Genomic DNA, 26,777 nt, shown 5'->3' with positions numbered 1-26,777 from the left:
ATCGAACAGAAGGACATCCTCATGCACATCAGGCAACGACGCCGCTGGTGTCTCCGAGCGCTCGCAACCGCGACGGCGGCCGCCCTCGCGGTCGTCACCCTTCAAGCGCAGCCCGCGACGGCTGCGACGGCCTACGCACACACACTGAATTCCGACAAGCTCAACGTCGGCTTCGGTACCGACGGCAGCATCCAGTCCCTGAAGATCAACGGTGATCTCTACGACACCCAGTACGTCATGAACCCGGAGGTCGCGCCAGATCAGGGTGGCGAATCGAACGCGAAGTACAAGCAGTGGCTGGGGAATGTGATGTTCTCGTACGCCAACGGCTCTGGAGCAGTCACCGAGAACGGTGTCGGTACAACGCCGTGGAAAAAGGCCTGGACGACGCAGTCCGCCGACGCGCGCACCGTCACCTCCGACGGGAACTCTGTCACCGTCACCTACCGCAACAGCGGCAACGCCGAGGGCATCCAGGGTTTTGATTTCCAGCAGAAGTACTCGATCGCCCCCGACGGATCCCTCACCTGGACGCAGACCGCTACCAACACCGCGTCCAGCACCCTCACGATCGGCGACTGGGGCGTACCTGTCCCCGCCAACGAGCTGTGGCGCCAGGGCGACCAGATCTACGAAACCCGAGTCCTCACCCACTCCGCCGTTTCCGACGACTCCTCTTACCTGACAATGCAGCGTCCCAGCGGCCAGGGGCCGTTCCTGATGCTCAGCACCGACTCCCAGACCGGCTCCGGCTTCGAGTACCAGGACCGGTGGCGCACCCAGGAGGTCGGCGACACGCCGTGGGCGTGGAACAGTGCCAACGAGGGCTCAAACATTAAGGGCCTGAATACCTACTATGTGCATTCCGAAGCCATTCAGAAGACGAACCGCGGCTACCTCGAGAGGACTAACCTGCAGCTCGCTCCGGGCGACAGCCGTAGCTACACCTTCCACATCGCCAAGGTCGATGACGACCAGTCGGTGAAGGACACTCTCTACGCTCAGGGCTCGCTCGACACCACGGTCGTCCCCGGCATGGTCGTCCCCTACGACCAGAAGGCGCAGATCGCCCTCCGCGTCAAGGGCATCATCGACCGCGTCGTCGGAGTGAACAACAACGATCTCGGTGGTCCGGCTCCCACGAACCCCGCTCTGCGCAAGGCGCGGACCAACGGGCAGTACGAGATCTGGGAGGCGTCCTTCGACAAGACGCAGCTCGGCACCAACGACATCACCGTTCACTACACGAGCCAGGACGGGCGGAAGCATCAGAGCGTTCTCCAGTTCGCGGTCATCGACAAGGTCGCCGATCTGCTCGACACGCACGCCCAGTTCATGGTCGACCACACGCAGTGGACGGGAGCTGACGGCATCGACTCGAGCGACATGCGTTTCGGAACTTTCGACGACTGGATGATGAACGCCGCCGACGGCAGCCTTCCTAGCGCGAGCGAGGCCCCGCAGGGCCGCCGTGACTCCTACGCCGGCTATTGGGGTCTCGGAGATGACTGGGGCCTCCCGCACGGCGAGTTCCTTGCCGAGAAGCTGGTCTCGCTCCCGGAGCGGGAGCAGGTTCAGGCACTCGACACCTACCTGGAGAAGGCGGTCTGGGAGAACCTGATGGGCAACACGGACGACTCCGCCGTTCCGTCCTACCTCGTGTACGACTTCTGGGAGCAGGGCAAGCCCGGTAAGCAAAACACCACACCGAGCTACCGCGGTTACGCCTACGCGCACGTCTACAACACGTTCTTCAGCATGTACAAGGTCGCGAAACAGAATCCCGAGCTCATCGACTACTCGCGCTCCGACACCTGGTACCTGGAGACCGCCTACCGCATCTTCAAAGAGATGTACGACGGACCTGTCACGTACAACTGGGACACCGGTGTCATGGGTGAACTGACCACTCCCGACATCATCGCCGCGCTGCGCGCCGAAGGGATGAACGCCGAAGCGAACGACGTCGAGGCGAAGATGGCACGCAAATTCGCGAACTTCTCGGCGAACAAGTACCCCTACGGCTCCGAGTACAGCTACGACAACACCGGTGAAGAGGCCGTCTACACCCTCGCGAAGGTCAACATCGACGAGGACCGCGCCAACTCCCTGCGGATGATGCGCGACATCGTCGAGAAGACGACCGCATCGCGAGGACAGATGCCGACCTGGTACTACTACGCCAACCCCGTCACCATCACCGGCGAGAACTGGTGGAACTTCCAGTACTCCATCGCCCTGGCCGGCTACACCATGGACGACTACATCAACCACACTGCCGCGCTCGAAACCGGCAACAACGCGGTCACGCCCGCGGAACGCGCCCAGCTCCAGCGTCTGAACTACGGAGCGAAGCTCGGAGGTCTGTCCGTCATCAACTCCGGCCAGATCAGCAACGACCCGCGCAACATCGGTGCGTCCGCATGGAGCTACCAGGCGGAGAAGGGCAATCTCGGCACTCTCGGCGTCGGCGGCGGAGAGAACGTCGAACTGCTCAACGGGTGGCGCGGCATGACCGGCGAGAGCGATCTTGGGCTGTGGGGTGCACTGCAGACCCTCAGCGCAGACGTCGTCACCGACGACCCGATCTTCGGCACCGTCGGCTACGGCGCCACTGTGGCCGACTCGGGAGCATCGACGGTGGTCACTCCGACCGACGGGCTTCAGCGCACGCTCAACCTGGTCACTCAGCAGCTGAGTGTGTCCCTCGAGTCGGACCAGTACACGAAGGCCACCGTTGCGAAGAACAACTCCTCCGTAAGCCTCCAAATGCGCAACGTCACCGGCCTCGCTCACACCGGTTCGCTAGATGTCACCGGTCTCGTGGACGGCAGCTACTCCGTCGCCGTGAACGGCGTCAAGCAGGGCACCATCAACAAGTACACGCCCGCCAGTGCGGCCGGCGATCTCCAGGACCCCACCTCCGTCAATTTCTCAGCGCCAGCCGGAACCTCCTACACGATCGCTCTGACCCCCACGACCGCGCCGACGAACAGCGCGCCGAAGGTGAACGCGGGAACGGACGTGACAGGCATCGCTCTGGGGCTGGACACCGTCACTCTCAGCGGAACTGTCACGGACGACAACCTCGGGTCCCCGAACGGCACCCTGACCGCGGCCTGGAGCACGACTACGGCCCCGACCGGCGCGAAAGTCGCCTTCAGCGATGCAACGAGTGTGCGACCGACTGTCTCGATGGACAAGGCGGGAACGTACGTCTTCACCCTCACCGGCTCGGACGGTGCGCTCAGCGCCACCGACACCGTCTCGGTGACCGTCGATCCGCTCGCCCCGCTCCCGAGGAACTGGGTCAATTACGACTTCGACGCAACCTCTGGAGCAACCGTCCCAGACACGACCGGCAACGGGAACGCGCTCGCGCTGAAAGGCGATGCGGCGGTCCGAGCTGAGGGCTCCTCCTCAGTCCTGCGCCTTGACGGCAGCGATGCTTACGCGCAGCTGCCCGTCGATATCCTGTCGCGGTCTCAGGACGTGACGATCTCGACCTGGGTCAAGCTCGACACAATCGCCAACTATGGCCGGATCTGGGACTTCGGGAGTTCGACGCAGAAGTACATGTTCCTCAGCCCATCGATGGGCGACGGGCGACTCGGTTTCGCGATCTCGACCGCGGGCAACGGCCAGGAGACGCAGATCCGCACTGGTTATACGGTGGCGCCCGGGACCTGGACCCATATCCGCGTCACTCTGCAGAAGAACGCAAGCGGTGACAGGACCACGGGCTCGATCTACGTCAACGGGTCTCGGGTCGGTCAGAACACCGACATGGCCCTCACCGCAAAGGATCTCGGACGCACCAGCAGCAACTACCTCGGCAAGTCGCAGTTCGCTGACCCGCTGTTGGCCGGCTCGTTTGACGACTTCCGAATCGACGGCGCGGTGACCGACACTGCCCCCACGGCGACCGGAGTGCGCATCACCGGCACCCCGGCCGTCGGATCGGTGCTGACCGCGACAGCGGCTGCCGCTCCCGCCGACTCCACGCTCAGCTATCAGTGGAGGCGCGGAGCAACGGCCATCGCCGGGGCGACGAAGGCCTCCTACACGGCGACCGCAGCCGATGCCGGAGCCGCACTGACCGTCATGGTGACTGCCACGAAGTTCGGTTACGCGGGCCCTGCCACCCCGTCAAGCGCCGTCACCGTGACGGCGGCCGCTCCGGTGACGACCACGACAACGGCAAGCAGCCGCTGCATCTCCGGCAAGGTCGTCCTGACGAGCACGGTGAAGAACACGAGCACCGTGCCGGTCACGGTGGCGATCCGCTCGCCCTACGGCGAGAAGAGCGTCGCCGACCTCGGCCCCGGCAAGACCACGACGGCGGCCTTCACCACGCGCTTGAAGACGATGCCGGCCGGTCAGGTTGTAGTGACCGCCACCGCGAACGGCAGCACCGCTTCCGGGCAGAGCACCGCGAGCTATGCCACCCGTAGTTGCTGATTCGACGGGAGGGGATGCACCGCATCCCCTCCCGTCCCCATCCTGCAGGCGACTCACCGCACCGAAACCGTGTCCGTAGCCGGAAGGGTCGGATGACCCCTCGTGAACATGCTCGCTGCGCACGTCATTTGTGGCTGCGCCCACTCCCTCAGGACCGGGCGCAGCCACCTTGAATCGGTCCGGCATCGCCGCCGAACCGGAGAACGGAACTGTTCCTCTCATGACCTTTCGCTCCTCGCTCCTCCGCTGTTCGATCGGCCTCACCGGAACCGCCCTCCTCCTCGGTCTCGGCGGAACAGCCGTCGCCGCCGAGATTGCCGATGACCAGGTCGACATCAACGTCACCATCGAGCCGCTCGCAACCGACGGAACTCTCTCCATGACAGTCGCCGCATCGTCCATCGCACTGACCGAGAACGGCACAACGCCCGACGTTCGCCAATTCACCGGCACCCTGCCCACCGTGACCGTCACCGATACCCGCAACCTGGAAGACATCCCCGCCGGCGCCGGCTGGTACGTACTAGGCAGCGCGAGTGCGTTCACCAGCACTGACGGTGACATCATCGGCGCCGAAAACCTCGGCTGGGCGCCCAACCTCATTGACGGCGGCGATTCCGGCCTCGTCGCCGAAGGCGCCGTGGTCGATCCCGCCCTCGACGGCGGACCCAACGGGATAGGCCTCGTCGATCAGGAACTCCTCGCCATCACCGACGACTCCGCAACAGTGGCCGAAGAAGGCGCATGGACAGCCGACGCTGCGCTGACGCTGAAGACCGCCTCATCGGTTGCACCCGGAGAGTACAGCTCGACGCTCACTCTCTCGCTCTTCGAATGAGATAACGGCACGGCTTACCACCCTCCAACGCTTAGGACTGTCGTGGTCTCCGCGTGTCCTCCCGGACTCCGCGCTCGCCCTCGTGCTCGACGATTCCAAACGTCACGTTCCACTCTCGGTTGGACCCTCACTCCTCCGCGGCGGCCGCCGGTTGCCGTTTCCGCACTTCGACGAAGAAGGCAGAATATGTTCCTCACCTCACGCACAGCCTCCCGGCTGCTCGCGGCACTCACCATCGGCGTCCTCGCCGCAACAGGATCGGTGGTGGTCGGTCAAACCGCCGACGCCGCCACCAGCTACCCCTACACCCTCGCCTCCGACAAGATCCGCGCGAGCTTCGCCGCGGACGGTTCGATGCAGTCGCTCAAGATCGTCGGCGACCTGCACGACACCGAGTACCTGATGAACCCGGACAGCGCCCCCGAGCAGGCCGCCGAGACGAACAACAAGTATCGCCAGTGGTTCGGCAACCTGATGTTCTCCTACGCCAACGGCACAGGAGCAGTGACACCCACCGGTGTCGGGTCGAACCCGTGGAAGACCGCGTGGACCTCCCAGTCGGCCGACGGCCGCACCGTCTCGGCGACGTCGAGCAGCGTGACCGTCACCCACCAGAACTCCACCAACGCGGAAGGCGTGAAGGGCTTCACCGTCACCGAGACGTACTCCCTCGCCGCCGACGGCTCCCTGGTGTGGAAGCAGGACGTCAAGAACACCGCCGCCACCCAGCTCGTCATCGGCGACTGGGGCGTCCCCATCCCCGGCAATGAACTGTGGAGGCAGGGCGACTCGATCTACGAGACCCGCGTCCTCACGCACTCCTACGTCGGCAAGAACGGCTCCTACGTCACCCTCGAGCGTCCCAGCGGCCAGGGGCCGTTCATCGCCCTGACCGCCGACACCGCCTCCGGCTCCGGATTCGAGTACCAGGACCGCTGGCGCACCGAGGAAGTCGGCAACACCTCCTGGGCCTGGAACTCGGCGAACGAGAGCTCGAACATCAAGGGCCTGAACGTCTACTACCCGCACTCCGCCGCGATCCAGAAGACCAACCGCGGCTACCTCGGCTCCACCAGCGTCGCCATCGCGCCCGGCGCGACGAAGAGCTACACCTACCGCATCGGCAAGGTCGAGGACGACGCGGCACTCAAGCAGACGATGTTCGACCGAGGGCTGCTCGACACCACGGTGGTCCCCGGACTCATCGTGCCCATCGACCGGCGCGCCGAGATGGCATTCCGGATCAAGGGCACCATCACGTCGGTCACCGCGCGCAATCGCAACGACCTCAAGGGGGCAGCGCCCACGAACCCCGTCGTGACGTTCTCCCGGAGCAACGGCGACTACCGGATCTACGGGATGACCTTCGACCGCACTCAGCTGGGCGCCAACGACGTCACCGTCTCGTACACCGACCAGACCGGCGCCGCCCGGCAGTCCGTCCTCCAGTTCTCCGTGATCGACAGTGTCGCGGGGCTCCTCGACACCCACGCGAAGTTCATGGTCGAGAAGACCCAGTGGAAGCCGTCCGACGGACTCTCCGCCACCGACATCCGCAACTACACCTTCGACGACTGGATGATGAACGCCCCCGACGGCAGCCTCGCCACCGCGACGAACGCCCCGCAGGGCCGCCGCAACGAGTACGCCGGCTACTACGGGCTCGGCGACGACTGGGGACTCCCGCACGGCCAGTTCCTCGCGGAGAAGCTCGTCGCCCTTCCCGACGCCACCCAGATCAAGGCACTCGACGACTACCTGCAGAAGGCCGTCTGGGAGAACCTGATGGGCAACACCTCGCCCACTGCCACACCGAAGTACACCGTCTACGACTTCTGGGAGCAGGGGAAGCCCGGGAGTTTGAACACCACACCCGGCTACCGCGGCTACGCCTACCCGCACGTCTACAACACGTTCTTCAGCATGTACAACATCGCCAAGCAGAATCCCTCCGCCATCACCTACGCCCACCCCGCGCAGTGGTACTTGACGACCGCGTACGGAATTTTCAAGGAGCTCTACGAGGGACCCGTGGCCTACAACTGGGAAACCGGTCTCATGGGCGAGCTCTCGACCCCGGACCTCATCGCCGCGCTGCGCGCTGAGGGACTGGACACGCAGGCCAACGACATCGAAGCGAAGATGGCGATCAAGTATGCGAACTTCTCCTCCAACGCCTACCCCTACGGGTCCGAGTACAGCTACGACAACACGGGGGAGGAGGCGGTCTACACCCTCGCCAAGCTCAACGTGAACGACGACAAGGCGAATGCGCTGCGCGTCATGCGCGACATCGTCGCCAAGACGGAGGCCGCCCGCGGACGCATGCCCGTCTGGTACTGGTACTCCGACCCCACCACCATCACGGGTGAGAACTGGTGGCAGTTCCAGTACAGCGCCTCCCTCGCCGGCTACACGATGGACGACTACATCAACCACACCGCAGCTCTCGAGACCGGAACCACGGCCATCACCTCCGCCCGCCGCGCCGAGCTGCAGCGCCTGAACTACGCCGGCAAGGTCGCAGGGCTCGCGACCATCAACTCCGGCCAGATCAGCAACGCGCCCGCCAACATCGGAGCCGCATCGTGGTCCTACCAGGCCGAGCGCGGCAACCTCGGCACCCTCGGGGTCGGCGGAGGCGCGAACGTCAAGCTGAACAACGGCTGGCGCGGCATGACCGGTGAGAGCGACCTCGGGCTGTGGGGCACACTGCAGACCCTGAGCGCCGATGTCGTCACCGATGACCCGATCTTCGGAGTCGTCGGGTACGGAGCGGATGTTTCGCGCGACGCCTACTCCACCACCGTCATCCCGAAGGACGGCCTGCAGCGCCGCCTCAACCTGGTCACCCAGCAGCTGTCGGTGGACCTCGAGAACGACGCCTACTCGCAGGCGATCGTCGGTTCGAACAGCGCCGACCTGCGTCTGGACATGCTCAACCGCACCGGCACCGCCCATTCCGGCATCGCCGAGGTCAGCGGTCTCGCTCAGGGCAGCTACGCGGTCATCGTGAACGGCGTGCGCCAGCGCACCGTCAACGTCTACCGCCCCGCCTCGCTCGCAGGAACGCTTCCCGCACCGGTCCGCGTTCCGTTCGACGCGCCCGCCGGAAGCACTTACATCGTCCACCTGGTCTCGACCGCCCCGGGGGCGAACACCGCGCCGACCGTCAACGCTGGTCCCGACCAGACCGGGCTGTCCCTCGGACTCGATCCGATCCAGCTCAGCGGATCCGCCTTCGACGACGGACTCGGGTCGCCGAACGGAACCCTGACGACGCAGTGGAGCGTGCAGTCTGCTCCTGCCGGTGCCACCGCGACCTTCGCATCGCCGACAGCTCGCCGGACGTCCGCGTCGGTGAGTGCCGCCGGCACCTACGTGTTCGCACTCCGGGCCAGCGACGGCGCGCTCGCGAGCACCGACACGGTGTCCGTGACCGTTCAAGCTCTGCAGCCACTCCCGGCCGACTGGGTGACGTACACCTTCGACTCGTCGACGAACGGCACCGTGCCGGACACCTCCGGCAACGGCAACACGCTCACACTCAAGGGGGCGGCGGCGACCGTCACCGACGGCACAGCGAGCGTGCTACGGCTGAACGGAAGCAACGGGACTTACGCCCAGCTGCCGGCAGACATCCTGTCGCGCTCAAAGGACGTGACCCTCTCGATGCGAGTGAAGGTCGATGCGATCTCCACCTTCGGCAGACTGTTCGACTTCGGCAGCAACACCCAGAAGTACATGTTCCTCACCCCGAGGGCCGCTGACGGGAAGCTCGGGCTCGCCCTGACGACCTCCGGTAACGGAGCGGAGACGCGGATTCCGACGAACTTCACGATGACCGCCGGGCAGTGGACCGACATCAAGGTGACGTTCAAGGCGAATGCGAACGGCACCACGACGGGGACGATCTTCGCTAACGGAGTTCAGGTGGGGCAGAACGCCGCCATGCCGATCGCTCCGAAGGACCTCGGCCGCACCAGCGGCAATTACCTCGGCAAGTCGCAGTTCCCCGACCCGTACCTCGCGGGCAGCTTCGACAGCTTCGAGATCGACGGAGTCGTGCGCTAGCCACGCCCCGGAGACCAGCACGGAGCCGGTCGTCGCCCCATCCTCACAGGGCGACGACCGGCTCAGTGTTTGTTCCTGCGAACAGCTCCTGCGAAGCGCCCAGCACCGCTGGCAGCACCGATCCGAGGCGAGAATCCGACGCCGCCGAACGCGGGGTGCAGGATCCGAGCTTCCCGCTCTCCTCCGCCGTGATGTGCTCGATCTGGCCGTGGTCTCCGTTTGGCCCCCCGAGCTAACTGCGTGGGCGTCATCGCTCGCAGGCGCCGGTAGGAACCCGGGCGACGGGTGTGGCTTCAACAGAGACGCCGCAGAGGACCGAGCCCGAGCGGCGGGTCTTCTTCCGCGACGTCAAGCCGTACGAGATCCCGGCACGCTGGATGAGCTGGCCGGTCCATCCGTCGCCGCTGCGCGAGCGCGAGCTCGCGCCCCCGGAGGGGGACACCGGGGACGCGAGCGCGAGCTCGCACTCCCCGCAGGGGGACACCGGGGAGTGCGAGGGGGTCGCCCCTCGCGGCCGGCCCGAAGGCCGGTCCCGCCCCGCTGGGTCAGAGCCAGCTCTCCGACCAGCCCTCGGGCGGGACGACAGCGTGCGCCTCGCCCGTCCAGTGGACGTAGTAGAGCGTGCTGCTGTAGTCGTGATCCCCCGCGGTCACGTCCATCTGGCGGTTCTCGACGTCCGGCTCCGCACTGCTCCACCGGGTCGAGACATCCACGGCGCGAAGCTCTCCCCCGTCGTTGACGAGCCGGGCGCACACGGGGCACCGGAGTGCTTGGTAGGTCTCGCCGTCATCGGTCACGGTCTCGACCGTGAGGACCGGGGCCGCGGTCCACACCTGCTGGTGCAGGCTCTCGATCGTGGCAAGCATCGCGTCCGCGTTCGCGGCGGGACTGAGGAACGCGATCAGCGCGGCCGCGTAGTCGGTGCCGTCATCTATGACGGGGAACCCGCCCGGCGTGCCCTGCCCGGGCAGGGTGAGGGTGTTGCGGACGTTCGCGAGGATCTCGGCGTCCGTGGCGGCGGCGTCCTCGTCGGACTCGTCGCGGCGCGTAGTGAGGATGACGTCGAGCTGGGCCGGGGTGGCGCGGCCGGTGTCGGTGCGGGTCATGGTCTGCTCCTCTCAGCGGGTGATGGTCTGGGCGTGGCGGCGGATCGCGGCGCGGCGGGCGTACATGACGCACATGCGGAACGAGCCGCTGGTGAAGCCGTGCAACTCGTCGGAGTGCCACGCCTCCCACGTCCCCGACGGGCGGCGGGTGACGAGCACGGACAGCGTGGTCTTCGGGTCGGTGCCCTCGACGCGGACGCTGACAGCGCGAGTGTTCGCGAGGGTGAGATAGGTCTTCGCCGTGGTCTGCGGAACGGTGCTGGTCTGCATGGTCTGGGTGCTCCCTCTGGCTGATCGTTTTTCTTTGCCTCTCCGGCGGGGAAAACCGTTTGAGTGGAGGCGGCGCAGTGACGCCGATCACGGGCGAAATAAGCCCGCAGGGCGCGTCCGGGATCGGTGGCACGCAGCCGGTGGAGCGAAATAGGTTGAAACCGCGGAGAGGTGAAGAAAACGCAGGGACCGCGCCGCGGAGCGGCTCCTGTTGGCGGCGCTCTGTCGCCGCTGCGCGAGTGCAGCTCGCGCCCCGGAACGGGATGCCGGGGAGCGTAAGGGGTCAGCCCCTCTCGCCCCCCCCCCCCCCCCACTCGATCGGCCCGTGTCAGCGACGGATGGGACGATGAAAGAAGGTGGGCGCTGGCACACCTAATGTGCGCGGAATCGGCATCAACGGTGATGCGCAGCACGGCGGGCACGAACGCCGATGACATCGCGAAAGCGGGCAGATCAACCTTAAACACTTAGATCTGACTCGATCCCCCGCTTCGCTCAAGCGCGGCCCTGCTTCGACCCATCAAAGTTCACGACGATCGCGCCGCCATCGTGCGCCGTGCGGAGCTTCTCGTACAACGGCTGCCCACACACCCGTGACCCGATCAGTGCAAGATGCGATCGCTGGACCCGAGCCCTCCCCGGTTGAGCTTCGAGCAACGAAGGTTGTGTCGCCGGAGCAAGCTAGGGTCTAGCCATGTTGCGCCGAATCGACCTCAAGGCACCCTGGCGATCACTCGACAGCGACTTCTGGCCTGAAGATCTCCCGCTCGGTAGTCACACCGTGGTGTACGGCCACAATGGCAGTGGTAAGTCGACGGTGTCGGAGCTGTTGCTGAGTCTTGCGGAAGGCGCGTCCGCGGCAGAAGTCGTGTGGGAGCACGACGACGTGCAACGCACAACGGTGAGTGCCGGTGGCGCGAGCCCATCGCTCTCGATGGCGGTCTTCACACGCAAATGGGTAGACGCGAATCTGTCCGCCTTCCTCGACGGAGCCAGCGCTTCGGCCATCGTGACGCTTGGCCGAGAAGCTATCGATGCCAAGGAAGAGGAAGAACGACTGGTCAAGGAAATCGGGGCGCTTCGAGGCGAAATTGGCGACGCGGAAAAGCAGTACAAGCTTGCTGATGGCAAGGTGGACAAGCTGGCTCGTGAAGTTCAGGATCGGATCGTCTCCCAGCTTAAGGCTTTCGATTACGACCACTTCACTAAGAGCCGATACTCGGTCCCCCGGGTGAAGGACGACCTTCGCAAGTACGTGGGCCAGTTCCCCGGCGCCGAAGCTCACGCCGAGTCTTTGCAGCGACTAAGCGAGGGCGCCCCTGCGCCCGTCGTCGCGGTATCGGCGCCTCCAGTCGGAGTCGTTGGCAAGCTCGCCGAGCTGCCTGATCTGCTGACAGAGACACCGACGCAGATCGCAATTGAGGCACTGGAAGGCAAGCCCACAGCTCAGGTGTGGGTTGAACGGGGACGCGAACTGCATGAAGGGTCCGACCAATGCCTGTTCTGCGCTGGCGAGATAACTGAGGAACGTCGAGCGCAGTTGGCCCGGCATTTCGACGAAAGCTGGCTTCAGATCCGCAGCAGGGCCAAGTCGCTACTTGCTGCCGTTACGGGCGAGAAGCAGAACCTCGAGGCTTGGTATTCAAACCTGCCAGCCGCCACGGCTCTCGCTGGCGACCTTCAACCGGTCTACTTAGAGGCCGTCAACAAGACGAAGAAGGATGTCGACGAGCGGGTCGTCATCTTAGAGGCGGTCGCGGCGGCGTGCGATGCAAAGGTCTTTGACCCCAGCTTCACTCCCGAAGGACCCGATTGGGCGTTGCTGACGGCTACGCCATCGACGACGGTGCTTGTTGAGGTGGTCCAAGAGCACAACGACCGGGTTCGTCGCCACGCCGAGGTCACGGCTGATCGTCACAGGACCGTTCTGGACCACCTGGTCGGCTCGCAGAGCGATGCGCTCCGCGCACTGGAGCAACAGGTCACGGATCTGGCGAACGCACGGGATGCGAAGAAAAAGGCGATCAAACTGTCGGAAAATCGACTGGATAAGGTGCGTCAGGAGCAGTTCACGACAAAAGACATGGCCGACACGCTGACGCGCGACCTTGCACGTGTCTACGGCAAGGACCATCTCAGTGTCGTGGTTACCGATGACGGCAAGTCGTATGCCTGCCGCCGGGGAGACAAGCCCGGAACGGATCTCAGCCACGGAGAGCGGACGACCCTATCCCTGCTCTACTTTCTTCGGAAGCTTGAAGACGAGCAGGTGCCTGGTAGCAACCCGTCGCAGCGAATCGTGGTCATCGACGATCCGTCGAGCTCACTCGACCGGGAGGCGCTCTTCGCCACGCACCAGTGGCTGATCGATACCCTAAAGGGTTTCGGCCAGTACGTCGTCCTGACGCACGATTTCAGCCTGCTCCGGTTGTTCATCAAGTCCCACAAATCTGCTTGGGGTAAGTCGACCAAGCAAATTGCTGGCGGCGACGTAAATGAGGCTCGGTTCCCGAGAGTTGCCTTTCTGGAGATGTACGCCTCAACGACCGGCGGAAAGCGTCAATCGAAGGTGGGAAAGTTACCCCGCCTTCTACTCAACAATACGTCGGAGTACGCCTACCTTTTCGCAATGGTTATGGCGGGGATCGCCGACTCTCAGGAGCATGAACGCCTGTTTCTTCTTCCGAATGCAGCGCGGCGCGTGCTCGAGGTATTCGCAAGTTACAAAGCCCCACATAAGACCGACTTTTTGCAGGCACTGGAAACCCTGGTTTACGCGCAGGAGGGAGAGCCCTACCGCGACGTCTATGACTTTTGCAACCGCTTTTCGCATGGCGAGGGGAGCGAGAGTATTGATGTGCTCGACGCAAGAGCGGTCCACGGCCAGATCCGTCGCTGCATGGAATTCCTTCGCGCAGTGGATGGCGAACACTTTGAGCGGATGTGTGCCGCGACTGGAATTGACCCGCACTCGTTGTCGTAAACGGCCTGTATGTTCAGGGGCACGACCCTGAGTACCGAAACGGAGGTCCACACGTGACCATTCAGCCCATATTTCACGTCCCATCGGACATCGCCGCGGGGCTCCTCAACGGTGACTTCATTCGTCACGGCGGCGTCGTACGAGATGCCGCTGGTCGGGTCGTGACCCACCTCAAGGAGATCCCCTCGTCCAGTGAAGCGGTGGAGGAGCTGGCGAAGCACGCCGCGCTCAACCTCAGGAACCCGTGGGTCGTTGCGGTAGGTGTAGGCGCGCTGGCGCTCGTCGCCGTGGGCGGTGGCGTGGTCCTTGCCCTGAAGAAATGGAAGAAGGACGCCGAGCCGAACGTGCCCGAGTGCGTGCAGAGCTACAACCTCTCGCTCCGGGCATACTTCGAAGCGATCCAGAGCGGCAGTCTTGACGCGAGCATCATCGAACGTCTGATCGCCGATCTAGATGCCGTCCTCGCTTATGGCGAGAATGGAGTAACCACTGTGGCATTTTCACCCGAGCAGCTTGCGACTCTGACAAGGGTCGTTCTCGAGTACACGAGCGAACTGGCCAAGGCGAACGGCACCGAGCTCAATCAGGCCGAAGCCACGAGCGAGGGCGGCGTTGTCGTAGACCTGCGCCGGTACCTCGCAGCCCAAAAGCGGATCTTCGACGAGGCCGCCTGACGTCGGCGGCGAGGGCGACCCGGCGGACTCTCAGACGACCTCAATGCTCGTTGAGTCGAGGACGTTGCACCGCCGTCGTGAGGACGGCGGTCGCGCGGGTGAGGTTGGGGGCCGATCGCGTCGGCCTCGATCACGCGTCCCGTGCGGCGATTCTCTCCCTCACCCCAGGCGACAGTGTGCTCGTATCCGACGACGATCACGGCGTCGCCCTTGTGGAGGGAGGCGAGCACGTGCTCGCCCAGCTCGAACTTCGCTTCCACGAAGTGCGTCGTGGGGGCCTCGTGCAGGGTCCACTCCCCCGCCCGGTATTCGCCGGTGTTCTCGATCACGCGCAGCTTCACGATCTGCACGCGTCCTGCCTGCACGGCCTCGGGGTCGGTGGAGAGGTTCCCGGTGATCGTCCTAGTGCTCATCTGTCGTCTCCGTAAGTTTGGTGGTGGCCCGAGGGGGCCGGATGTGGCTTATCTGTCGTCGCCGTTCGTGTGGCTCAGCAGGAGTGGCCGTCCGGTCCCCTGGGGTGCCCCTGGCCGCTAATTGAGATGTGCGTTGCAGTCGCTGTTTACGGAGATGACGGTCGGGTGCTCCTCGGGCCTTCACGAGGTAGATCAGGACTGAGGAGGACGGGTTGAACGATCAACGAGCTCACGTCTGGGTGGGCATCGATGCAGGAAAAGCGCATCACTGGGTGACAGCGATCGATGACCAGGGCGCGATGCTCTGGACGAGAAAGGTGAGCAACGACGAAGGCGCGATCCTCGATTCGCTCGCCGAAGTGCTCGCCCTCGGCGCGGACTTCACTTGGGCAGTCGACATCGTGGGCACGACATCTGCGCTGCTCCTCGCTCTGCTCGCGGGCCACGGCCAGTCCGCGCTGTACGTTCCAGGACGAGTCGTGAACCGGATGGCGGACGCGTATCGGGGCGAAGCGAAGACGGACGCTCGCGACGCCTACGTGATCGCCGAAACGGCACGGCACCGGCACGACCTGATCCCGATCAGGCTGCCGGTCGAGATCATCGCCGACCTCAAGCTCCTGATCGCACACCGTAGCGATTTCGTCGCCGATCGCGTCCGCATGCTCAACCGGCTTCGCGATGTGCTGACCGGCATCTTCCCGCGCCTCGACCGAGCGATCGATTATGCCAAACACAAGGGTGCGCTCATCCTCCTTACCGGCTATCAAACTCCATCCGCGTTGCGTCGCATGGGCCAGGCGCGCCTGACGAAGTGGCTAATTCGTCGGGGAGTGCAGGGCGCTGCAGCGGTCGCGGAAACTGCTCTCGAGGCCGCAAGCGGACAGCAGACGCAGATCGGGCATGAGACGATCGCGGCGCAGATCATCGCCGACCTCGCAGCGCAGATCCTCGCCCTCGACCAGCGTCTTCGAACGCTGGAGAGCCAGATCACCTCAATCTTCCGCGCACACCCGCAGGCCGAGATTATCGAGTCGATGCCCGGGATGGGCCCGATTCTCGGAGCGGAGTTCCTCGCAGCAGCCGGGCCACTCGACAACTACGCCGACGACGGCCATCTGGCTGCGGCAGCCGGGGTGATACCCGTCCCGCGCGACTCCGGACGTCGAACGGGGAACATGCACCGACCGAAACGGTACAACCGCCATCTGCGCCGTTCGCTCTACCTCTCAGCGCAGACCGCGGTCGTCCGAGAGGGACCGAACCGTGACTTCTATCTCAAGAAACGCAGCGAAGGGTATAAGCACACGCAGGCGCTCCTCGCCCTCTCCCGACGACGTGTCAGCGTGCTTTGGGCGCTACTCCGCGACAATCGCACGTTCACCGAGACACCGCCAGCTCAGAACCTGCTAGGACAGACCGATGGACTGACCAAGTCAGCTCGACATCGCTCCTGCCTGACGGTAGGCGTCGGGTGTTGTCCCGTACTGGCGTTTGAACGCCCGCCTGAAGGTCGCCACATCATTAAAGCCAACGTTTGTCGCGATCTCCGTGATCGTCGAACGCCGATCTCGACCCAGTCGCGCTGACGCGTCCAGAAGACGCAGGTGCCTGATCAGCTGGGCTGGGGTAGCTGCGTGAGGCAGGAACGCGTCGTAGACCGCCCTGACCGAGACATGGTGCGCGGACGCAAGTGACTCCACTGTCAACGAGGGCAAAGCTAGGTTGTCGCGGATGTGGCGGACGAGTCGCTCGTACAGCCGACGGGAGTCCCGAGGACACTCATCGGCGACGATCGAACGCAGCATGCCGGCCAGAAGTTCGACCGAGATGTCCCCCATCGCAGCGCGTTCAGCACTCGTGAGATCGCTCGACGTCTTCCAGAGCGTCGTCGTGTAGGCGCGCAGCACTCGCAGCCGAGGATCCTTCCCCGGAATCAATACACCGGCAGCGGCGGACACTTCGCGATCGTTGAGGTCAAGCCGTGCTCGATCAACTCGGAGTGTCAACTGCTTCTGGTGCGGCTCGCGGTGGTCGAACTCGTAAGCGCTGCGCGGGTCGAAGAGCGCGGCGCTCCCGGGAGTCATGCGCGCGGTCCGGCTGTTCTGGATCAGGGTGCCGGTCGATCGACGCTGGATGGCGAAGAGGACATCGCTCGTCGTGCCGGCTCGCGCCTGTGCGGTGGTGCGCTCGACGACGACGCCGTCCGTCGCGAGAGAAAAAAGCGAGACGTCGTGCGACGTCGAGACTGACTGAAAGCGACCTCGAAACCCAGGAGCGACGTGGTGGAAATGCAGGGGCACGATGCGGTCCCGGGTGATATCGCGCCATTCGGCGATGCTCTCGGCGATCGCACGGGTCATACGACAATCGTCACCGCTGCATGTTTCGGAGACGTTGCGGTGACGTAAGCGATCACCACACCCGCTGCAGGTTTCACCTGTGCAGAGATCGTCCTAGGCGGCGCACGATTCGTCCTCGCCTGTGCGCGAAGGCCTACCTAGCGTTGTCCGCGCATCAGTCACCCGACCACTTCTCGACAAGGACATCGAATGACCACGCCCTCCCACCACTTCTCCCGCCGGGGCTTTCTCGGCACGACGACCGCCACTGTCGCTGCCGCTGGCCTCGCGACCTTCGCGACAGCTCCCGCCGCTCACGCAGCCGTAGCCGTCTCCTCGACCGCCGCGACTCCTACCGGCGCGACCCCGGACGCGGGCAAGTCGAGCTACAAGGTCGCTGCCGTGCAGGCCGAACCGGTCTGGTTCGACATGAACAAGACGGTCGCGAAGACGATCGTGCTCATGGCTCAGGCCGTCAAGAACGGCGCGGACATCGTCGCGTTCCCTGAGACGTGGCTGCCCGGCTACCCGAGCTTCATGTGGTTCGGGGACGAGGCCTACCAGGCGCCGTTCCGCGCCAAGTACCTCGCCAACTCCCCCGTCGTCGGAGGTCCCCAGCACAAAGCACTCGAGCTCGCGGCGAAAAAGCTCAACATCCACGTCGTCCTGGGCCTCAGCGAACGCGACGGCGACAAGATGTACATGGGGATGTGGGTGATTGACAACAAGGGCAACACGATCCTAAAGCGCCGCAAGGCGAAGCCCTCCGGTAAGGAATGGGACATCTTCCACTCCGGCAAGGCCGACGACTTCGTCGTCGTTCAGAGCGCGATCGGAAAGATCGGCGCTCTCAGCTGCAACGAGAACCGTCGACCGCTCGTCCGGGACGCGCTCTACAAGCAGAACGAACAGATCCACGTCGCGGCCTGGCCGCACTTCGGCCTGTACCCGGGCTTCCGTCCGATGTCGGCGGAGACGAGCATGGAATCCAGCGCCCAGTACGCGGGCGAGGGCGGCGTGCTCACGCTCGCTCCCTCTATCATCGCGACCGCGCCGTACATCGCCTCCCTGAAGCTGTCCGTCGCAGATCAGGCCCGCATCGCCACAGGCGGCGGATCGGCTCGAATCTTCCTCCCCACCGCGGACGCCGTCTCTGACGGGCCCGACCTCGCCCACGATGTCGAAGGGATCGTCTACGCGACGGTCGATAGGTCCGTCGTCATCCACGAGCAGACCGGTTACGACGCGGACCCCTTCACCGTGCCCGCAAACGGGCTCCGTCCGTAGACGGACACCTTGACGCACTCATTGAGACTCCTGCTCGTGCGGTTCGTTCGTCCCGTCGATGTCGGCGAGATCTCGTTCGCGGCGTCGGCCGCGAGAGTGTCGGTGGGGGGGCGTCTCGATGCCCCAGGACGCGAGAGCGTCGCGACGGGTGGCCTCAACGGGCGGCGCGGACAGCGCCCGGCGCTGTTCGAGCTCGGCGCTCGTCACGGCGACGCTCGGGAGGCGCCGCTCGTCGCCGTAGGCGAGGCGGTAGTACCGATCGGCCTCGTTCTCCAACCAGTCGACCTCGCCCTGCCGGTCCGCTCGCCGGGCGAGATACCCGGCCCGGTACTCGTCGCTCGAGGCGTCCGGGCCGCTCACGCTGCGTGCTTCTCGATCAGGTCGGGGCGAAACCCCGACCAGTGGTTCTGATCGCTCGCGACGACCACCGGAGCGGCGGAGTAGCCCAGCTCCTCCGTGATGTACGCGAGGGCCGCGGGGTTGGTCGTGATGTCGACGGTCGTGTACTCGATGCCCTTCTTCTCGAGCACCCGGTAGGTCGTAGTGCACTGCACGCACGACGGCTTCGAGTAGACGGTCAGAGCCACGGGTCCGCCTCCTTCCAGTAGTCGACGTGGTCGTCGAACTCGTCGATGTTCCCCTGGTTAGAGTGCATGAAGAGCCACCAGCCGGCCGCCTCGTGGTGACCTGCCTTCTTGAGCAGATGCGCGATCCCGGTCACCTCTTCGCAGTCGAGGGTAGGCGTGACCGCCTTGGCGATGTCGACGCGCGTGAGGGGCGTGAGGTAGGCGGTGACGGCGGCCCCGTAGGTGGCGACGGCTTCGGTCTGCTGCTGCTCGGTCATCGCTTCGTTCCTTCCGGGGTGTGGGCGTCCCCCTCGTCGTCGTCGGTGGCGTGCTCCGCGATCCACAGTTCCGCGGCCTCGTCTCGTCCGAATGCTCGCAGGAGTCCGGCCAGCGCGTCGACCTCCGCACAGTTCAGACGCGGGCCCATGTCGACGGCGGTGTCTCCGCTGAACACGGAAGCGAACTCGGCCAGAGCGTCGAGGAGGGTCGCATCCTCCGGTGCGGTAGCGGTGGTGGTGTCGATCATTGTGGGTCCTCTCGTCAGTGCAGTCGGGTCCGTATCGGTGGTCCTTCCCTGCCCCTCCCCCTCGTTTTCTTACCGAGATTCTCAATCAGATTTGTCAAGCTAGCGGGGGTGGTCCGGCTCGATCGTTCTTCCTTCTCTCCCAGCGTTTCTTGCTTGGAAGGCACGTAGTGCCGAGCAGGGTCGGAGGCGGGAGCGCAACCCGGAGGGCGGCGGAGGAGAGGTTGTCGGCGCGATGTGAGGGAGCGCAGCGACCGCGTGCCGAGAACGTCGGAGGAGCCAGCCGCGCAGCGGCTTGCGTGGACGCCGGATGCCCGTACGCTGCCGAAGGCTTCCAGGCAAAAATGCGCGCAGCGCACAACACCGCGCCGATCGGAGGGTCGGCGTCCGCTCGTTTGCGAGAGGGGTGTTCGAGCTACAGCACTCGGGGTGATCTGGTGATCGGGTAGCACAGCGCCGAATGGATCGAGGACGCCGCTCCCGACCTACTACTCGTCAGGGGAGTTCCTCGGGCTCCTGTTGCGTCCGTATCAACCGTCCGTCGACCTTCGCGACGACGTGGCATCGACCCTGACGAGCATGGCGAGATGGGCGGCCGGCTACGACGAGGGTCTCAAGTGGAACGAAAAGGACAAGCTCAAGACCGACATGATGAATTGGCGCGCGCGGTGGGCAGCCGCGGCGGTTGCGCAGGTCCGGGCGAAGTGCAGCGAGCTCGGAATGCAGCTCAGGACATCGGCACCATCGCGGATTTCGTTCAGCGCCGGAAGGACGGTCGCCGGTTCAACGTCCGAAGCTCGTAGTGAGATCTTCACTTCGGCGACTGAGGGTGAGGTAAGGGACTTCGGGTGCATCGAACGCAACGACTGAGCAGGTCCGCCAACGGATGAGCACGCGCAAAACGGGCACTTGACGATCCTTATCGGGACGGGCCGGCGAATGAGCGGCTGAATCCTTGACCGGACGTGACGAGGCTTCGGGCTTCGCGTAGCCTCTGTCCCTCGTAGTCGAGCAGGGCCGCCGGTATCTCAGTCTCGGCGGTTACGGCCGAAGCCAGTGCTTCGGCGTCGTATAGGGATTCGCTGAAGCCGCTACCGGTCATCGGGGTGGGGACGTGGGCGGCGTCGCCGACGAGTGCGAGGCGGCCGGTGACGAGTCGGTACGGGACGTATCCGGCGATCGGGGTGCCGATCACGGAGCGGCGGGCGATGCTGTCGCGTATGGCGTCAGTCCACGGTTTCGAGAAGCGGGACGCGGCGACGCGGTCGAGTTCGTCGTAGGTGGCGGCCGGGATGCTGTCAGGCATGAGCGAGTGGTGGACCACGGATCCGTTGACGCTTCCTGCTCGTCGTAGGAGTTCGTTGCGGGTGGAGTCGTAGAGCGCCCATCCGAGGCGACGGTGCCCGGGTAGCGTGGATCCGTCCTTCCCGGGGAGCGGGGCTCCGAGGAGGATGTACTTGTCTCTGCTTTCGTAGGCGAGACCTGTCGGCCAGCGGCGGGCGGGGATCGCGGATTCGTCGGCGATGCCGATCCAGATGAGGTAGCCGGCAAAGGTCGCGTCGGGCTTGTTCGGAGCGACGTGGCGGCGGACGATGCTGCGGTGTCCGTCGGCGCCGATGACCATGTCGGCGCGGGCATGCTCGTGGTCAGCGGTTACCGCCCAGGCGGTGTGCGGGTCCTGGTCGACTCGGGTGACGCAGGTGTTCTGGCGGAGGGTGATGAGCGGGTCGGCGTCGATGCTGGCGCGCAGCACCGCGTGGGCGGCGAACCAGGTCTGCACGCCGGGGCGAGCGGTTGCGGGATCTGGTCGCTGCTGAGGCCGGTGACCCGCTCCAGGAGTCCGTTCTCGATGCCGATCGATGCGCCGGTGCGGCCGCTGTCGTCGGAGCGTTCGAGCAGGGTAACGCGCACGCCGGCCCGGGCGAGGGTGAGAGCGGTCATGAGTCCTGAGAGCGAGGCTTTGACGATGACGGCTGTTCGGCGCGGTTCTCGTTGTGCGGAGGACGTGGGTTGCATGTGTGTGCTTCCGTGCTGTGTCTGCCGTGGTGAGACTGCGGGTGATCGGAGCGCGGGCGAGGGCGATCGGCGCCTAGATCGTCGTCCGCTGCGGTGAGCGTGCGATCGCCCTGGGGCCGAGGTCCCAGGGCGATCCGCTTGTCAGGCCTCGGGGACCTCGATGCCGAAGGATTCCACGTCCATTTCGTCGGGGATCATGGTCGTCCCCTGCTCGAGCGTGTCGATGCGGGTGATCTCGTCGGTAGTGAGCGCGAAGTCGAAGACGTCGAAGTTCTCGGCGATGCGCGCCGGGTTGACTGACTTGGGGATGACCTGGCGTCCTTCCTGAATGGACCAGCGCAGCATCACCTGAGCGGGCGTCTTCCCGTGCGCCTCGCCGATCGCGGTGATCGTCGGGTCGGTGAGCGGCGTCTCGCCGTCGCTGTAGGTGCGCAGCCCGCCGATGGGAGACCACGCCTGCGTGAGGATGCCGTGCGCCCGGTTGAACTCCTGCAGCTCGCGCTGCTGCGTGTACGGGTGGAGCTCGATCTGGTTGACGGCCGGGACGACGTCGGTCTCGTTCAGCAGGCGCTCAAGCCGCACGGGAAGGAAATTACTCACGCCGATCGCGCGCACTCGGCCATCGGCGAGAAGGGTCTCCAGAGCCTTGTAGGCCTGGATCGTCTTCTCGAACTCCTTGGGGTAGGCCTGGTGCAGGATCAGAAGGTCGATCTGGTCAACGCCGAGCTTCTTGGAGGCCTTCTCGAACGCGTGCAGCGTCTCGTCGTAGCCGTAGTCGACGATCCAGACCTTGGTCTCGAGGAACACGTCCTCGCGGGCAAGGCCCGAACGTCGCAGGCCCTCGCCGACACCGCGCTCATTGCCGTACACGGCGGCGGTGTCGATGTGGCGGTAGCCCACCTCGAGCGCCGTCTGAACCGCCTGCGCGGTCTCCTTCGGCGGCGTCTGGTAGACGCCGAAGCCGATGGACGGCAGGGTCGTGCCGTTGTTCAGAGTCAGGTCAGTGACCATGGGATCTCCCTTTCGTGAGGGCGCCACGATCGGACGCCGGAGCGGGGTGGACTGATGAAGTTTCAAGCGGAGTTAGTGACTCCACTTATCTCACTGTACACCTAAGCGGATACAAAGCATCCACTTTGCTAGGGTGGGCTCATGACCGATCGAATCCTGCGACGAGACGCTGAGCTGAACCGCGAGAAGTTGGTTGCGTCAGGCCGGACGCTGCTCGCCGAGCGGGGTGCGGATGCGACGTTGAACGAGATCGCGGCCCATGCCGGAGTCGGTGTGGGTACGGCGTACCGTCGTTTTCCCCACAAGCAAGCGCTGTTCGACGCTATCTTCGAGCAGCAGGTCGGCGAGCTCGAGCAGGTGCTGCGGGATGCGCTGGACAACCCCGACCCCTGGGCGGGGATCGTCGACTACCTCGAACGATCACTGGCGTTGCAAGCGAGCGACCGCGGGATGGCGCAGGTCCTCACCGGGCGACGAGTGCGGCCCGAGCAGCACGACTGGGAGCGGGACCGAATCGCGCCGATGGTCAATGAGCTGACTGAGCGAGCCAAGGCTCAGGGTGTCGTGAGGACGGATGTGACCGGCACTGATCTGGTGTTCATCCAGATCGGTCTCATCGGCATCGCCGAGACGACGCATCGGGAGCCGGACGTGCGGATCCGTGAGGATGTCGAAGAACTGCACCGCCGGTACCTGTGGCTGATGCTCGACGGCATCCGCACTCACCCGCACGTGGCGTCGCAGCTCCCGATACCGCCGCTGACCACAGAGCAGACGCACCAGCTGCTCACCCAGCCACCGCGGCCCTAGCGAGCGATGAGGGAGGCCCCTTCCAAGAGCAGTCCAGGTGGACAGCTGACTGACCACAGTGACTATCGCCACCACTTTCATCGGCGGATCTCTCGGCTGATCCCTCGCAGCGGTCGTCTGGCCGCTCGGTGGCTGGAGCGCCTGAGACACTCACCGGCGCGGTCCTCGCCGGGATCGGTTGGACCATCCAGGTCGCCCACCGCGCCCGCACTCTCTTCTCCTGACTCCCCTCCCCCACCCTCGGAAAGGACTCCTATGACTTCGTGAACCGCCCCACTTCACGGCGCGGGTTCGGTCGTGCACGTCGACCCCGAGCGATCGATTCGCCGTTGCGCTGGTCCGCCGACCCGGCGACGGCCGGTTCTCCGACGTCGACGGCCCGCGACTCCTGTGACGCGGAGTCGCGGGCCGTTCGTGTCGAGAGTGTGTCAGACCGTCTGCGCGAACGGGTCGAACTCGACCGGCACCGCCGGCACCGGGGCCGACAGGGTGCTGTCGACCGCGACGAATCCGCCGTTCTCGGCCGACTCCTGCGCCGAGAGCATGACGTCGAGCACATGGAAGCCGAGCTCGCCGGTGGCCACGTGCGGGCGGTCCTCGGCGATGGCGCGGACCATGTCGAGCAGCCCGAGGCCGCGGCCGACGACCGTGCCCTTCTGCTCGATCTCGGTCCACTCCTGCTCGCCCCACGCGCCGTCGGCGATCGAGGTCGGAGCCTTCACGAACGCCGTGCGGCCCTCGAACTGGTTCGGGTCCGGGATCACGAGCGATCCCTCCGTGCCGTGGATCTCGAAGACGCCGTGGCGCTCGAGAGCGGAGTCGAAGCTCAGGAGGCTCGACGCCTGCTGGCCCGCGGCGAACGAGGTCAGCACCTGCAGCGAGGTGGGGACCTCGACCGGGAACGTCGTGCCGGCGTCGGGCCCGGAGCGGATGACCCGCTCCTCGAGCTTCTTGCGCCCGAGGGCCGCCACCCGCTCGACCGGGCCGAAGAGGCTGACCAGGCCGGTGAAGTAGTACGGGCCCATGTCGAGCAGCGGGCCGGCGCCCTGGGCGAAGAGGAACGCCGGGCTCGGGTGCCAGAGGTCCGGTCCGACGGTCTGGAACGTGGTGGAGGCGAACATCGGCTCGCCGATGACGCCCTCCGCGATCGCGCGCTTCGCGGTCTGGAAGCCCGGGCCGAGGACGGTGTCCGGCGCGGAGCCGATCCGGAGGCCCTTCGCGGCGGCGTCCTGCAGCAGCTGCGCCGCCGCGGCGCGGTCGAGACCGAGCGGCTTCTCGCTCCAGACGTGCTTGCCGGCGGCGATCGCGGCGGCCGAGACCTCGATGTGCGCGGCGGGGATCGTCAGATTGACGACGACCTGCACGTCGGGGTGCGCGAGGACGTCCTCGGCCGAGCCCCAGGCGGGGATGCCGTGCTTCTCGGCCTGGCTCTTCGCCCGGTCGAGGATCAGGTCGCCGACGACGAGCACCTCGACGTCCGGGAAGGAGGCCAGGTTCTCGAGGTACGTGTCGCTGATGACTCCGACGCCGATGACGCCGATTCCGATGGGGCCGCTCATGCCGCGTACCCGCCCTTCACGAGGAAGTCGTAGCTCGCCTGGATGTCGGCGAAGACGTCGCCGGGGGCGTTGTCGTACTCGATCACGGCGTACTCGATCGCACCTTCGCCGGCCTTGAGCGCCTCGACGAGAGGAACGTCTCCCTCGCCGGGTCGGCGCTGGTCGAGGGTGTCGGAGCCGAACGCGGCGGCCCCGGGGGCGAACGGGTTCTCGGCCGGAGCGATCCCGTCCTTGACGTGCACGGCGACCAGGCGCGAGCCCAGCTTGGAGACGAGCGCGGCGACGTCCTGGCCGCCGGTCAGCGCCCAGAACAGGTCGAGCTCGATCTCGACGCGCTCGTCGGTGCTCGCGATGAAGCGCTCGTAGGCGGTCTGCCCGTCGAAGGAGGCGATGAACTCCTGCGCGTGGTTGTGGTAGCCGACCGTGAGGCCGAAGGTCGCGGCGATCTCGGCGGCCTTGTTCAGGCGGTCGGCGATGTCGGCGACGCCGTCCTCGGTCAGCCAGCGCTCGACCGGGACGAAGGGATCGATGACGGTCCGGATGCCGATCTGCGCGGCCGCCTCGAAGACGACCTCGGGCGCGGGCGTCGGGATCGAGCCGTCCGGGGTCCACAGCTCGTCCGAGAGCAGCGGGGCGTGCCCGGTCGGAGCGGCGAGGCCGCTCGCGTCGAGGGCGCCGCGGATCTCGGCGGGGCGGCCCACGAAGTCGAACGCCTCGACGTTCTTCAGGCCGATGGCGGCGAGCTTGTCGAGCGATCCGTTCGGGTCGTCGGAGAACTGCTTGGCCAGCGTGTACAGCTGGACGGAGGCGAGGGGCAAGGTCATGGTCGGTACCGCTTTCGTTCGGAGGGAGGGACAGCTGGTGGAGGAGTGCCGGCGCGGCGGCCGTCGCGGGCCGCATCCGGATCGAGGTCGGAGGGTTCCGGTCTCTCCCATCCTGTCGAGGGAGAGACGATGATCGAGCGGTTGACGGCGACGGAATCGTCGGTCCACTGCCGACGACGGCCGGTTCGAGCGGGGTGACGACGACCAGAAGCCGCCGCGTGCAGCCGGAGGGGGCGGCTCGTCCGCTCGGCTTCCGTCGGTCCGGCGGACGCGGCGCGGTCCGGCACCGTCGTCGACGGGATCGAGCCGGACGGCGTTCCCGCCGCGACGGCGCTCGACGTGGTCATGTCCGCTTCCTCTCTCCGTTGAGTACCGACGCTGCGAGCGACCAGGGATAAAACCTAGCAAAGTGTGGTTTTGAGTATTCCCGCCCGAGCGCCGATGCGCAAGCGGTCGTCTCGCGCGAGCGTTCGCGTGGTGGACGCGACTCCGTCCGCCCGCTTCCGGACATGACCGCTAGAGGCTGTTGTCACCGCGACCGCGCACCTGCCAGGGTTCGCAGAGCGACCGACGACGGTCCCCCGACTCGAAGGACCGGCTCATGAACGACTCCTCCTCGACCGAGACCAGCGCGAGTGAGATGACGCCCGAGATCCTCGCGGCGTTCAGCGACGCCTGGGCCCGCCACGACCTCGAGGCTCTGATGAGCCACATCACCGACGACTGCGTCTACAGCGCGTCCGTCGGTCCCGAGCCCGGCCGCACCTGGACCGGCCGGGAGCAGGTGCGGGAGGGCTTCGCGCTCATGCTCGCCTTCGACACCGGGCAGGAGCGCCACGAGGACGCGCAGCCCCTCATCGCGGGCACCCGCGGTGCGGGCACGTGGTCCTTCACCGGGACGGGCCCCGACGGCGAGGTCCAGGTGACGCGCGGCTGCGACATCTACGAGTTCCGCGGCGGGAGGATCGCACGGAAGGACGCGTTCCGGAAGGTGTACAGGGCCGACGACGAGTAGCCCCC

The 26,777-nt window shown here is 65.7% G+C and carries 21 protein-coding genes and 1 pseudogene; 10 read left to right on the top strand and 12 right to left on the bottom strand.

Annotated elements, in window-relative coordinates; translation table 11 throughout:
* The first annotated feature begins 21 nt into the window (after positions 1–21).
* The 3 genes from ASF48_RS08985 (at position 22) to ASF48_RS08975 (ending at position 9,373) form a co-directional block, all read left to right on the top strand.
* Positions 22–4,461 carry a DUF5695 domain-containing protein gene (locus ASF48_RS08985; RefSeq protein WP_055789996.1) on the top strand — a complete coding sequence of 1,480 codons (4,440 nt, stop codon included), beginning with the start codon at positions 22–24 and terminating at the stop codon, positions 4,459–4,461.
* Positions 4,462–4,681: 220 nt separating this feature from the next.
* On the top strand, positions 4,682–5,299 hold the full coding sequence (locus ASF48_RS08980) for a hypothetical protein (protein ID WP_055789993.1): 618 nt from the start codon (positions 4,682–4,684) through the stop codon (positions 5,297–5,299).
* Positions 5,300–5,485: 186 nt separating this feature from the next.
* Complete coding sequence (locus ASF48_RS08975) at positions 5,486–9,373, top strand: DUF5695 domain-containing protein (RefSeq protein ID WP_055789990.1); 3,888 nt, start codon at positions 5,486–5,488, stop codon at positions 9,371–9,373.
* 545 nt (positions 9,374–9,918) lie between these two features.
* Here ASF48_RS08975 and ASF48_RS08970 read toward each other — a convergent pair.
* Positions 9,919–10,479 (bottom strand): hypothetical protein, encoded by a 561-nt coding sequence (locus ASF48_RS08970; protein ID WP_055789986.1) that lies wholly within the window; start codon positions 10,477–10,479, stop codon positions 9,919–9,921.
* Positions 10,480–10,491: 12 nt separating this feature from the next.
* A complete protein-coding gene (locus ASF48_RS08965) occupies positions 10,492–10,749 on the bottom strand; it encodes a hypothetical protein (RefSeq protein WP_055789982.1) in 258 nt (85 codons plus the stop codon).
* 694 nt (positions 10,750–11,443) lie between these two features.
* Between ASF48_RS08965 and ASF48_RS08960 the strand changes: the two genes are divergently transcribed.
* The 3 genes and pseudogenes from ASF48_RS08960 to ASF48_RS08950 all read left to right on the top strand — a co-directional run.
* Complete coding sequence (locus ASF48_RS08960) at positions 11,444–13,732, top strand: AAA family ATPase (RefSeq protein ID WP_055789979.1); 2,289 nt, start codon at positions 11,444–11,446, stop codon at positions 13,730–13,732.
* Between the two features lie 53 nt (positions 13,733–13,785).
* The gene (locus ASF48_RS08955) at positions 13,786–14,406 is read left to right on the top strand and encodes a hypothetical protein (RefSeq protein ID WP_055789977.1); all 621 of its coding nucleotides are present in this window, start codon (positions 13,786–13,788) and stop codon (positions 14,404–14,406) included.
* Between the two features lie 625 nt (positions 14,407–15,031).
* Positions 15,032–16,216: pseudogene (locus ASF48_RS08950) on the top strand (IS110 family transposase); the annotation flags it as partial.
* Between the two features lie 39 nt (positions 16,217–16,255).
* On the opposite strand, the gene ASF48_RS18985 reads toward ASF48_RS08950, so the two are convergent.
* A complete protein-coding gene (locus ASF48_RS18985; protein ID WP_082481163.1) occupies positions 16,256–17,182 on the bottom strand; it encodes an AraC family transcriptional regulator in 927 nt (308 codons plus the stop codon).
* 189 nt (positions 17,183–17,371) lie between these two features.
* Here ASF48_RS18985 and ASF48_RS08945 point away from each other — a divergent pair, with 189 nt between their 5' ends.
* Positions 17,372–18,448 carry a nitrilase-related carbon-nitrogen hydrolase gene (locus tag ASF48_RS08945; RefSeq protein ID WP_055789975.1) on the top strand — a complete coding sequence of 359 codons (1,077 nt, stop codon included), beginning with the start codon at positions 17,372–17,374 and terminating at the stop codon, positions 18,446–18,448.
* 18 nt (positions 18,449–18,466) lie between these two features.
* On the opposite strand, the gene ASF48_RS08940 is transcribed toward ASF48_RS08945, so the two are convergent.
* Genes ASF48_RS08940 through ASF48_RS08925 form a run of 4 tightly spaced genes read right to left on the bottom strand, consistent with a single transcriptional unit; the run spans position 18,467 to position 19,540 of the window.
* Entirely contained in the window at positions 18,467–18,808 is a 342-nt protein-coding gene (locus tag ASF48_RS08940) for a hypothetical protein (protein ID WP_055789973.1), read from the bottom strand.
* A complete protein-coding gene (nrdH, locus tag ASF48_RS08935) occupies positions 18,805–19,035 on the bottom strand; it encodes a glutaredoxin-like protein NrdH (protein ID WP_055789971.1) in 231 nt (76 codons plus the stop codon). Before nrdH ends, ASF48_RS08940 begins: the two co-directional genes overlap by 4 nt.
* Complete coding sequence (locus ASF48_RS08930) at positions 19,026–19,292, bottom strand: hypothetical protein (RefSeq protein ID WP_055789968.1); 267 nt, start codon at positions 19,290–19,292, stop codon at positions 19,026–19,028. Before ASF48_RS08930 ends, nrdH begins: the two co-directional genes overlap by 10 nt.
* Positions 19,289–19,540, bottom strand: a complete 252-nt coding sequence (locus ASF48_RS08925) for a hypothetical protein (protein WP_055789965.1) — start codon at positions 19,538–19,540, stop codon at positions 19,289–19,291. The genes ASF48_RS08930 and ASF48_RS08925 overlap by 4 nt, the downstream gene beginning before the upstream one ends.
* Before the next feature lie 555 nt (positions 19,541–20,095).
* On the opposite strand from ASF48_RS08925, the gene ASF48_RS08920 reads away from it, so the two are divergent.
* Positions 20,096–20,407 carry a hypothetical protein gene (locus ASF48_RS08920; RefSeq protein ID WP_157603117.1) on the top strand — a complete coding sequence of 104 codons (312 nt, stop codon included), beginning with the start codon at positions 20,096–20,098 and terminating at the stop codon, positions 20,405–20,407.
* Positions 20,408–20,456: 49 nt separating this feature from the next.
* Here the strand turns inward: ASF48_RS08920 and ASF48_RS19390 are convergent, their stop codons facing one another.
* The 3 genes from ASF48_RS19390 to ASF48_RS08910 form a co-directional block, all read right to left on the bottom strand.
* Positions 20,457–21,290 (bottom strand): FAD-dependent monooxygenase, encoded by an 834-nt coding sequence (locus ASF48_RS19390; RefSeq protein ID WP_235577218.1) that lies wholly within the window; start codon positions 21,288–21,290, stop codon positions 20,457–20,459.
* A complete protein-coding gene (locus ASF48_RS20110; RefSeq protein ID WP_157603115.1) occupies positions 21,191–21,553 on the bottom strand; it encodes an FAD-dependent monooxygenase in 363 nt (120 codons plus the stop codon). The genes ASF48_RS19390 and ASF48_RS20110 overlap by 100 nt, the downstream gene beginning before the upstream one ends.
* A 141-nt stretch (positions 21,554–21,694) precedes the next feature.
* On the bottom strand, positions 21,695–22,564 hold the full coding sequence (locus tag ASF48_RS08910; RefSeq protein ID WP_055789959.1) for an aldo/keto reductase: 870 nt from the start codon (positions 22,562–22,564) through the stop codon (positions 21,695–21,697).
* Between the two features lie 141 nt (positions 22,565–22,705).
* On the opposite strand from ASF48_RS08910, the gene ASF48_RS08905 reads away from it, so the two are divergent.
* Positions 22,706–23,374: a TetR/AcrR family transcriptional regulator gene (locus ASF48_RS08905; RefSeq protein ID WP_055789956.1), complete on the top strand. Its 669-nt coding sequence runs from the start codon at positions 22,706–22,708 to the stop codon at positions 23,372–23,374.
* Positions 23,375–23,802: 428 nt separating this feature from the next.
* Here ASF48_RS08905 and ASF48_RS08900 read toward each other — a convergent pair whose 3' ends face one another.
* Both ASF48_RS08900 and ASF48_RS08895 read right to left on the bottom strand, forming a co-directional pair.
* A complete protein-coding gene (locus tag ASF48_RS08900; protein ID WP_055789953.1) occupies positions 23,803–24,933 on the bottom strand; it encodes a Gfo/Idh/MocA family protein in 1,131 nt (376 codons plus the stop codon).
* Positions 24,930–25,757: a sugar phosphate isomerase/epimerase family protein gene (locus tag ASF48_RS08895; RefSeq protein WP_055789950.1), complete on the bottom strand. Its 828-nt coding sequence runs from the start codon at positions 25,755–25,757 to the stop codon at positions 24,930–24,932. Before ASF48_RS08895 ends, ASF48_RS08900 begins: the two co-directional genes overlap by 4 nt.
* Before the next feature lie 601 nt (positions 25,758–26,358).
* On the opposite strand from ASF48_RS08895, the gene ASF48_RS08890 reads away from it, so the two are divergent.
* Positions 26,359–26,772 carry a nuclear transport factor 2 family protein gene (locus ASF48_RS08890; RefSeq protein WP_055789947.1) on the top strand — a complete coding sequence of 138 codons (414 nt, stop codon included), beginning with the start codon at positions 26,359–26,361 and terminating at the stop codon, positions 26,770–26,772.
* Positions 26,773–26,777 lie beyond the last annotated feature (5 nt).

The sequence above is a fragment of the Rathayibacter sp. Leaf299 genome, from assembly GCF_001423055.1.
In the GTDB taxonomy this organism is placed as follows: domain Bacteria; phylum Actinomycetota; class Actinomycetes; order Actinomycetales; family Microbacteriaceae; genus Rathayibacter; species Rathayibacter caricis.
The sequence above is the reverse complement of the archived record's forward strand: the minus strand, read 5'-3'. Positions and strand labels throughout refer to the sequence as shown.

Coding starts and splice junctions, on each gene's coding strand:
- ASF48_RS08960 (WP_055789979.1), top strand. CDS start 11,444: ATGTTGCGCCGAATCGACCTCAAGGCACCCTGGCGATCACTCGACAGC.
- ASF48_RS08975 (WP_055789990.1), top strand. CDS start 5,486: ATGTTCCTCACCTCACGCACAGCCTCCCGGCTGCTCGCGGCACTCACC.
- ASF48_RS08930 (WP_055789968.1), bottom strand. CDS start 19,292: ATGACCGAGCAGCAGCAGACCGAAGCCGTCGCCACCTACGGGGCCGCC.
- ASF48_RS08905 (WP_055789956.1), top strand. CDS start 22,706: ATGACCGATCGAATCCTGCGACGAGACGCTGAGCTGAACCGCGAGAAG.
- ASF48_RS18985 (WP_082481163.1), bottom strand. CDS start 17,182: ATGACCCGTGCGATCGCCGAGAGCATCGCCGAATGGCGCGATATCACC.
- ASF48_RS08945 (WP_055789975.1), top strand. CDS start 17,372: ATGACCACGCCCTCCCACCACTTCTCCCGCCGGGGCTTTCTCGGCACG.
- ASF48_RS08970 (WP_055789986.1), bottom strand. CDS start 10,479: ATGACCCGCACCGACACCGGCCGCGCCACCCCGGCCCAGCTCGACGTC.
- ASF48_RS08890 (WP_055789947.1), top strand. CDS start 26,359: ATGAACGACTCCTCCTCGACCGAGACCAGCGCGAGTGAGATGACGCCC.
- ASF48_RS08985 (WP_055789996.1), top strand. CDS start 22: ATGCACATCAGGCAACGACGCCGCTGGTGTCTCCGAGCGCTCGCAACC.
- ASF48_RS08925 (WP_055789965.1), bottom strand. CDS start 19,540: ATGATCGACACCACCACCGCTACCGCACCGGAGGATGCGACCCTCCTC.
- ASF48_RS08900 (WP_055789953.1), bottom strand. CDS start 24,933: ATGAGCGGCCCCATCGGAATCGGCGTCATCGGCGTCGGAGTCATCAGC.
- ASF48_RS08980 (WP_055789993.1), top strand. CDS start 4,682: ATGACCTTTCGCTCCTCGCTCCTCCGCTGTTCGATCGGCCTCACCGGA.
- ASF48_RS08965 (WP_055789982.1), bottom strand. CDS start 10,749: ATGCAGACCAGCACCGTTCCGCAGACCACGGCGAAGACCTATCTCACC.
- ASF48_RS08910 (WP_055789959.1), bottom strand. CDS start 22,564: ATGGTCACTGACCTGACTCTGAACAACGGCACGACCCTGCCGTCCATC.
- ASF48_RS20110 (WP_157603115.1), bottom strand. CDS start 21,553: ATGCAACCCACGTCCTCCGCACAACGAGAACCGCGCCGAACAGCCGTC.
- ASF48_RS08895 (WP_055789950.1), bottom strand. CDS start 25,757: ATGACCTTGCCCCTCGCCTCCGTCCAGCTGTACACGCTGGCCAAGCAG.